Genomic DNA, 9109 nt, shown 5'->3' with positions numbered 1-9109 from the left:
TCTCAAGACACCACTGAGGTTTTGCCAACGCCTGAGAAACATTTCTAAAATTCAATTGCGGAGGCATCGCCAAACCATTCCTGATTTCCTTTGCTCTGTATCCAAAAGTCGGAACATCAGATAAAACACAAAGTACATCATATCCTGAAGCTTCACAACGGTCGAGAATATCGTCACGCAACCATTCTTCTCTCGGATGATACAACTGATACCAAGCTTTTCCTTCGGTTAATTCGGCAATTCTTTCGATGCTGCTTGTTGTAACGGTACTTAAAATAAAAGGAATATTATGTTTAAAAGCTGCTTTAGCCAAAATTTCCGGAGCATTCGGCCACATTAATCCCTGCAAACCAACGGGGGAAATTCCGAAAGGTGCAGAATATTTTACACCAAATAATTCGGTTTCCATATTGGCTTCCGCATAATTATTGTTTAAATAACGCGGACGAAGCAATACTTCTCTTAATTCGTCTGTATTTCTATCTCTGTTAATATTTTCGTTGCAGCCACCGTCCAGATATTCGAAAGCGAAACGAGGCATTCTTTTTTTCGCTCTTTCAATCAAAAGTTCAAGCGATGCATAGTTGGTATCAAACGGAAACGACATAATTGGTTGTTAATTATTAATTGTTATTTGTTAATTATTAATGATTAAAAATTAACGGTTGAAGCACTTTCATTTGATAATGTTGCTGTAAAAAAGTTTCGTCAACTTTTTTGTTGGAAATCACCATTGAAGCTCCCAATGCAGAACCCAGCGGAGAATGCGTAGACATTACATTATAATGCTGGAAATGATGAGACATCAGTTTCATAAAGACATCATTATCGGTAAAGCCGCCATCAATGTAAATATTTTTTATTTCTGAATTTCCAATGGCATTTTTGATGGTGTGAATCTGCAGATCCATCAGCTCGATCATTAACTGATGATAAGCTTCTTCAAAAGTATCGAATGAATTCAGATCTGTTGCAGTAATCATTTTTCGTTTCAAAATAATCCCTTCAAAACGGAAATAGACCGCTTTGTGTTTCATTAAGCGAAGATACAGATCCTGATCAAACTTTACTTCTCTGTGGAAACCGTATTCTTTTCCATAATAATCGCACAATTTTTCAACCTGAATTTTATATTCATTACCCATGAAAAAACGGGATGCTTTCACTCGTTTTCCATCGATTCGCATATAATTAAGGCAATTGTTTTCGATGTCTTCATCGGTTAAGCTTTCATCGTTAAACGGATTCAGAGAAATACTCCACGTTCCTGTAGAAAGCAGTAAAAACGGTTCTTTTTTACTTAAAATATAAGGCAAAAGCGCTGAAGAACTGTCGTGAATTCCAACACCGATTTTCATTTTCTGATTTCTGTAAGAAGTATTGATGCTTGCAGACGTAGGAACAATCGGAGGTAACATATGATCAATTTCCTCTTCGTAAACCCAATCGTGATAATCTGCTTTATCGTAATCCCACAAATTGGTGTGACAACCGATCGAAGTAAATTCCGATACACAAATTCCGGTAAATAAATACGATAAATATTGCGGTAAATGAAGACTGTAACGAATTTTTTTGAATACTTCAGGATGTTTATATTTTAACCAAAACAATTGCAATCCTGAATTCAGCATTCCTGCTTGTGGAGAAGCTGTTTCACGGGCAATTTTCAATTTGCTGCCGTGTTTTTCATAGAATAGATCCAATATTTCATCTTCCATCGGTTTGGTGTAATTGTACAAAGGCGTCAGAACATTTCCTTTCTGATCAAGATGCACAAAACTCGCTCCGTATGTAGAAAAATTGATGGCTTTTACTTCAAAATTTTCATCGTCTAAAATGGCGTTGAAGTTTTCTTTAATCCAGTTTTGTAATGCAGGAAGATCTTCTGTAGGATAACCGTCTTCGTCTGTCGTTAACGGCAATTCTGTATATTCCCGAACAACTTCTTTGTAATTTTTATCAAATAGAAAGAATTTTTTATTGGTTTTTCCAATATCAAATACGATGGTTACCTTTTTTTTCTTGGACATTCTTATGATGAAGTATTATTTAAACACAAATAGCGCAAATGTCTTCACAAATAGCACTAAGTTGTTTATTTTTAATTAAAAAAACAAAATCATTAAGGAGTGTTCAGACATTAAGAAAACTTAATAATCTAAACACTTTTCCCTTAACGAAACTATATAAGGATACATATAATTAAAAACTTTCGATTGCACCTGAAAGTTTAAATTATCAAATTAAAACAGGCTTACAATCCTGTTGCTTTTACATTCAGACCTCTTTCAGAGATTAATGTTTCTCTTACTTTAAGGTTTCTGTACGCTGCAATTGGATCTAATGCAGCACCTGTCTGTAATCTCGCCGCTTTTAATAATGGACGAACATCTGTTCTGTAAGCATTCTGTAAAATTTCCTGCGCACGAACGACATCGTTATTCAACTGAGCATCTTTCAATGCTTTCTGATCTACCAAAAGTGCTTGTGCGTAAGCAATTAAAATCGCTTCCAAAGACTGAATCAAATCTTCCAAAGGATCTTTGATGTTGTGACTTGCATCAATCATCCAAGCCGGATAAGGATTTTGAGGATTGTTTTCCATTCCGTACACCAATTCGTTGAAAATCAAAAATAAAGCATAAGGTTTGATTGAACCTACTGTTAAATCATCATCTCCATATTTGCTGTCATTGAAATGGAAACCTCCTAATTTTCCTTTGTACATCAATGTTGCAACGATTTGTTCGATGTTTGAGTTTGGCAAATGGTGACCCAAATCTACCAAAGTATAAGCTCTTTCACCACAAGCGTTTGCCAACATGAAAGAAGTTCCCCAATCCTGGATTGTTGTTGAATAAAAATTTGGTTCGTAAGGCTTATATTCGATGAATAACTTCCAGTCTTCCGGCATTCCTGCGTAGATTTCTTTTAAACTTTGCTCAGTTTTTGACAAAGCAGTCTGGAAATTCAACTGTCCCGGGAAACTTGATCCGTCTGCCAACCAAACGGTTAAGCTTTTTGAATCTAATTCTTTCCCGATCCTGATTACTTCTTTATTATGCTCAACTGCGTAAGCTCTTGCATCTTCGTTTGCAGCATTCAAAGAACCGAATTTGTACGATTGTTTTGCGTTTGGCTGGTCCTGAAACGTGTTGGAATTCATCGCATCGAAAACCAATCCGTGAGAAGCTGCTTTTTCTTTAATTGCCGCAACATCACTTGGAATATCCCAAGGAATATGAAGGGAAATTGCTCCTGCAGAATGCGTTAAAGCGTGAATTAATCCTACATCATCTAATTTTTGCTCCAAAGAAGAAGGTTCGCCGCCGTAAGAAAATCTTCCGAAACGTGTTCCTCCTGCTCCTAAAGCCCAACTTGGAATTGCTACCTGAAAGTCAGCAATTTTGTTGACAATTTCAGAAACGTTGGCCCCTGATTTTGTCAGTTTATCTGATAAATAAGCGTAGTCTGAATTAAAATTTTCAACCTCGCTTTTATTATTTTGTTCAATGATATCTTTTCCTATAATCATGATTTATTTTTTACATTTTCAAATTGAATTTAAACCATTAAGATTATTTAAGTAGTTAAGCTCTTTTAAGAAAAATCAATAGATTYTTTAAGCATGTCTCTTAAAGCGAAGCTAAACTTAATCATTCTCAACTTCTTAATAAAACTTAATGGTTTAAATATTTTAATTTATCAATTTAAACTAATTTGCTTTAAAAATATTATCTCGGAAACGCATTTGCCATTCCGCCGTCTACATTGATGATATTTCCTGTGGTTTTGTCTAAGATCGCTACACAAGCGAAAACGCCGTTGGCAATATCCTCTGGAAGAATAATTTCGTTCAGAAGATTTCTTTTTGCGTAGAATGCAGGCAATTCTTCAACGGTAATTCCGTTTGCTTTTGCACGGCCTTCTGCCCAAGAACCTTCCCAGATTTTGCTTCCTACGATCACTCCGTCAGGATTTACCACATTTACACGGATTTTATCTGCTGCCAATTCTGCTGCCAATAATCTTGTCATATGTTGCTGTGCTGCTTTTGCCGTTCCGTAAGCTACGTTATTTGGACCTGCAACCAAACCGTTTTTACTTGCAATATTTACAATGTCACCGCCAAGATTCTGTTTTTTCATAATCTCAACACCAAATTTAGACATTAAGAACTGACCTTTTACCAAAACATTTTCCAGTAAATCCCAGTCTTTTGTTGTTGTATCTTCTAAAGATTTAGAAATAGCCAAACCTGCAGAATGTACGATGATATCTACTCCACCGAAAGCCAAAACCGTTTCTTTGAAAGCGTTTGCAATAGATTCTTCGCTTGTCACATCACACGGAACAGAAACTGCCTGATCTTTATTGTATTTTGCAGTAACAGATTCTACTGCTTCCTGATTAAGGTCTGTATAAACTACAACTGCACCTTCAGCAACCATTTTGTCGGCGATTGCCTGTCCGATTCCACCTCCGGCTCCGGTTACGATTGCAACTTTTCTTGATAATGGTTTTTCTTTTGGCATTCTCTGAAGTTTTGCTTCTTCCAATAACCAGTATTCGATATCGAATGCTTCCTGTCTTGGCAATGAAGTGTATTCAGAAATTGCTTCTGCTCCACGCATTACGTTGATGGCGTTTACATAAAATTCGCTCGCAACACGGGTTGTCTGCTTATCTTTTGAGAAACTGAACATTCCCACTCCCGGATAAATGATGATCACCGGATTCGGATCACGCATTGCAGGACTGTTTGGATGTTTGCAGGTTTCGTAATATTCTTTGTATTCCTGTCTGTACTGTTCGAAAAGAGGATTTAATTTTTCTAAAATAGCTTTAGAGTCTGTTAAATCTTCATTTTTATCTAATGTTAAAACTAAAGGCTGAATTTTCGTTCTAAGGAAATGATCCGGACAAGAAGTTCCAAGCGGAGCCAGTCTTTCTAAATCATTACTGTTGATGTATTCCAAAACAACATCGCTGTCTGTGAAATGACCGACCATTCTGTTTTCAGAAGAAGCCAAACCTCTTAATAAAGGCATCAATTGAGCCGCCTTATTTTTACGTTCATCCGCAGGAAGAGATTCTACTTTCTGTCCTCCGAAAACCTGTCCGTTTTCTTCAATTTTTTTAGCGATATATTCAGAAGCAGTTTCAATTACTTCCAAACTGTTGATGTAACATTCATACGAAGTATCACCCCAAGTGAACAATCCGTGGCTTCCCAAAACGATTCCTCTGATTCCGGGATTATCTGCTAAACATTTTTCAAGCTGTAAACCTAAGTCGAAGCCAGGTCTTTGCCAAGGAACCCATCCCATTGTATCGCCCCAGATTTCTTTTGTAATTTTTTCGCTGTCTTTTGCTGCAGCAACCGCAATCAACGCATCCGGATGAAGGTGATCGATATGTTTAAATGGAAGTAAACCATGCAACGGAGTGTCGATTGAAGGCGCTTTGCTGTCTAAATCGAAAATACAGTGATCAAATAAACCTACCATTCTGTCTTCGTCTGCTAAACCTCCGTAAACGTTTTTAAGGTTTCTCAATCTTTCTGTATATAGACCTGCAATTCCTTTTCTTGTCAACGTTCCGATGTCGCCACCTGAACCTTTTACCCACATTACCTCAACTTCTTCGTTGTTTAACGGGTCTTTTTCGATGGTTTTGCAACTTGTGTTACCTCCGCCATAATTGGTAATTCTAAGATCTGCCCCTAATATGTTTGAACGGTATAAAAATAAAGCAACCTGATCGTCTCCTAAAGAAGCTGCCTTGCTTTCATCCCATAAATAATCTACGTATTTGAATGTTTTTACGTTTTCCATTTGTTTTTCTTTTGTTTCTGAATTTTAACCCAAATTTAGACTGTAGTAATTTTTACAGCATCCCGTACTATACTGCTGAACCGGTTATTTAAAGATAAATTAACACTGATATTTATCACGTTTCCGATTCAGCGGTACGGTATTTCATTAAGGTTAAGTATAAATTAATATTTTGATTTGGTGCTTATTGCAATTAATATCCCGGAAGCTGCGTCAGGTTTGGATTATCTACAAGAGGATGTCCTGCTGAAGCTGCCGCAAACGGAAGCAATTCAGTTTTATTTGGTACAAATCCGTAGAAGAGACCGTCTCCTCCACCTTCAATCCAGTTTGGATAAGTTCCTCCGTTTTCTGCAGAACCTGTTGGTTTTGTATAGATAATATTTCCGATCTGAAGCGCATTAAACCCTGCCGTAAATCCTACAGCTTTTCTTGCATTACCATTGAACGTACTTGTATAAGCCTGGAACATATTTACAGGATACCATTTGTCATCGGCTGCAGAAGTTTGTCCGTTTGCTAATGCAATAGCTTTCAAAGTAGTCTGATAAGCGGCATAACCTCCTGAAGAAGTAGGAACAGCCTGAACTTGCGCAATCTGAGCCGGATCTGTTAAGTCAATATAAGTAACGGCCAAGAACGGATCTCCGTAAATCTGAGCGTTTTTATGAAATTTGTAAAGTCGGTAAACCGGTGTTGAAGCAAACTGACCTGTACGGTTTGATAAATTTTTCATCGCCGTTCTTGTTGCTTCAATTTCGCTGGCGATACGATTCATTCTGATTAAATCGGTACGAAGCATAAACTCGTCTGAAAACTCCCATTTACGCTCCTGAACAATTGCAGATTCAAATGCCTGCTGACCACTTGGAATCGGAAGCGAACCAATTCCTGCACGATTTCTTACCTGTTGCAGCGCTGCGATTCCCGCAGCTGTAGGTCCTGAATTTAAATAATTCTGAGTTTCTGCATACATCAATAAAACATCAGCATATCTTATCACTGGAATATTTAAGTTACGTGCATCTGCAGCTTGTGGCTCAACACACCAAGAGATTCTGAATTTTCCAGGCATAATGCAAGAATACGTAGTTCCCACATCCACCCAAGTATCACTTGCGTTACCAGAATTTAAGAAATAAATACTGTAAGAAGTACATGCAACATCTCTACGTTTATCTGCTGCATTAAAAGAAAGATAATAACTTGGAAGTATAAACTGTAAAGCTTTACGAGACCCATAAGTTCCACCTCTTGAACCCGGATGAGCATAAACACCGAATGCAGAATTGGTATTTGGACCGTATTGAGCAATGTGCCAAAGCATTTCCTGATTTACCGCTGCAAAATTTCTTCTGTCGAAATTAAACCATAAAGCTTCGAAACCACTTTTTCCTCCCTGAGCCTGTACTAAACTATTAGTCCCGGCATTAATTACAGAAAGTGCTGCTGCATCTGCAATCTGATACAATTGCTGTACTCTTGCATTATCCGGACGACGAGACATTATACCAGGAGAACTTGTATTCAGTTCCCAACGAAGAGAATATCCCGCTGCATACAAAGCAATTTTTGCTAAAAGCGCATTGGTAGATTGCTTGTTTAATCTTTCCGGTGTTCCGTTTGAAGCAGGCATGCTATTGATCGACTCCTGAATATCTGCAATTACTTTGTCATAAATCACATCACGAGAACTACGTTTAGGATAAAGCGTATTAGGATCGTTAGGATCTGCTTCTTCCAAAGGAATCCAAATTGCCGGAACATCACCGTAAACTCTGATCAGATTGAAGTAGCAAAATGCACGAATAGCCTTTGCTTCAGCCAATAACGCATCACGTTTTTGGCTTGCAGGCATATCCGGTAATCTATCGATGGCGATGTTGGTTCTTTCAATCACTGCATACATTGCAGAATAGATTCCTGTAACGGTATTTGGCGTTTTTGAATCGTATTGATAATTACAAATGTTATATTTAGAGTTATTTGTTGATCCGTCTTCTGCGGAATGGGTAACCGTGTCTCCCGCTCCCAACTGATAAAACATTTCGGTAGGAATAAGACCTCTGTACAATCCCTGTACAAAAGCATCTGCAGTTTCTATATTGGTAAATACTGATTCGGTATCAGATGAATTGTATGCAGGCTGATCTAAAAAATCGTCGCTGCACGAGCTGATGCTTAAACCAGCAACCAAAATAGTGGGAACTATAATTAGTTTTTTTAAAATACTGCGATTAATGAATATATTTTTCATGATTGAAACAATTAAATATTAAAAAGTAAGATTGATACCCAAAACGTAACTTCTAGATCTTGGGAATGAAGAGCTGTCATAACCTGGTGTAACAGTCACACCGCTTGCCGCCGAAACTTCCGGGTCAAATCCTGAATAGCCTGTTATAGTTGCCAAGTTATTCACTGTTGCATAAATACGTGCATTAGTCAATTTGATATGGCTTAAAAATTCTTTAGAAAAAGAATAACCTAAAGTTACCATAGAAACTCTTAAGTAAGAACCATCTTCTACATAATAAGATGAAGGATAAGTAATGTAGCTTGAATTGGTAGTTCCTAAGCTCCAAAGCCTTGATTCTTCGTTAGGGTTAAGTTCTTTTAATCTCACCAAACTTGTTGCAGCCTGTCCTGTATTAGGATCAATCACATGATAATAGTTATCTCCAAATTCGGAAGGTACATTCTGGAACATTGCATACGGACTCAAACTGTGTTTGGTAGCATTATAAACGTCTCCACCCACACTGAATTTTAAAAATACAGCAAGATCAAAACCTTTGTAAGAGAAGTTATTGCTGATTCCCCCAATAAAATCAGGAGTACCATTTCCTATTTTTACCAGTTTTCTTGTAAACTGATCTCCCGCCTCATTATCGGCAGCAAATTTAATATCTCCCGGTTTTGGAGTTCCCGAAGCTGGTTTTACCACTCCCGGTTTTAAGGTTAATGTTCCGTTTCCTGCCTGAATAAAGTCATCAGTGGTGTAAATCCCCTGATAAACATATCCGTACATATCTCCCAACTCTTCTCCAACTGTGGCGTAATAGGTTACCATACCAGATCTGTTACCTCCAACACTGAAGTTTCTGAAAGTTCTTCCTTCATCAAGAGATAATACTTTTGATTTATTAAAACCAATATTGGCATCTGTAGACCATCGGAAATTTTCCGATTTTAAGTTGATTGAGTTTAACGTGAATTCCATTCCTCTGTTTACCATGGAACCCACATTCACAAACATACTTTTGTAT

Annotated in this window: 5 protein-coding genes and 1 pseudogene; all 6 read right to left on the bottom strand. The window is 37.5% G+C overall.

Annotated features, from left to right (window positions below):
- A partial coding sequence (locus tag AB4Y90_RS11450; RefSeq protein ID WP_441557714.1) for an alpha-hydroxy acid oxidase occupies positions 1-607 on the bottom strand: 607 nt, incomplete at its 3' end.
- Positions 608-644: 37 nt separating this feature from the next.
- On the bottom strand, positions 645-2033 hold the full coding sequence (locus tag AB4Y90_RS11445) for an FGGY-family carbohydrate kinase (RefSeq protein ID WP_441557713.1): 1389 nt from the start codon (positions 2031-2033) through the stop codon (positions 645-647).
- Between the two features lie 224 nt (positions 2034-2257).
- Positions 2258-3538, bottom strand: coding sequence for a sugar isomerase (locus AB4Y90_RS11440; protein WP_441557712.1), 1281 nt, complete (start codon positions 3536-3538; stop codon positions 2258-2260).
- Between the two features lie 199 nt (positions 3539-3737).
- Positions 3738-5840 carry a bifunctional aldolase/short-chain dehydrogenase gene (locus tag AB4Y90_RS11435; protein WP_441557711.1) on the bottom strand — a complete coding sequence of 701 codons (2103 nt, stop codon included), beginning with the start codon at positions 5838-5840 and terminating at the stop codon, positions 3738-3740.
- A 193-nt stretch (positions 5841-6033) separates the two neighbouring features.
- Entirely contained in the window at positions 6034-8097 is a 2064-nt protein-coding gene (locus tag AB4Y90_RS11430) for a RagB/SusD family nutrient uptake outer membrane protein (RefSeq protein WP_441557710.1), read from the bottom strand.
- Positions 8098-8115: 18 nt separating this feature from the next.
- Positions 8116-9109: pseudogene (locus AB4Y90_RS11425) on the bottom strand (SusC/RagA family protein); the annotation flags it as partial.

The organism is Chryseobacterium sp. 2TAF14, assembly GCF_052115105.1.
In the GTDB taxonomy this organism is placed as follows: domain Bacteria; phylum Bacteroidota; class Bacteroidia; order Flavobacteriales; family Weeksellaceae; genus Chryseobacterium.
This window is presented reverse-complemented; position numbering and strand designations above follow the sequence as displayed.

Bases quoted from the DNA above. Each gene is read 5' to 3' on its own strand.
- AB4Y90_RS11445 (WP_441557713.1), bottom strand. From the start codon at position 2,033: ATGTCCAAGAAAAAAAAGGTAACCATCGTATTTGATATTGGAAAAACC.
- AB4Y90_RS11440 (WP_441557712.1), bottom strand. From the start codon at position 3,538: ATGATTATAGGAAAAGATATCATTGAACAAAATAATAAAAGCGAGGTT.
- AB4Y90_RS11435 (WP_441557711.1), bottom strand. From the start codon at position 5,840: ATGGAAAACGTAAAAACATTCAAATACGTAGATTATTTATGGGATGAA.
- AB4Y90_RS11430 (WP_441557710.1), bottom strand. From the start codon at position 8,097: ATGAAAAATATATTCATTAATCGCAGTATTTTAAAAAAACTAATTATA.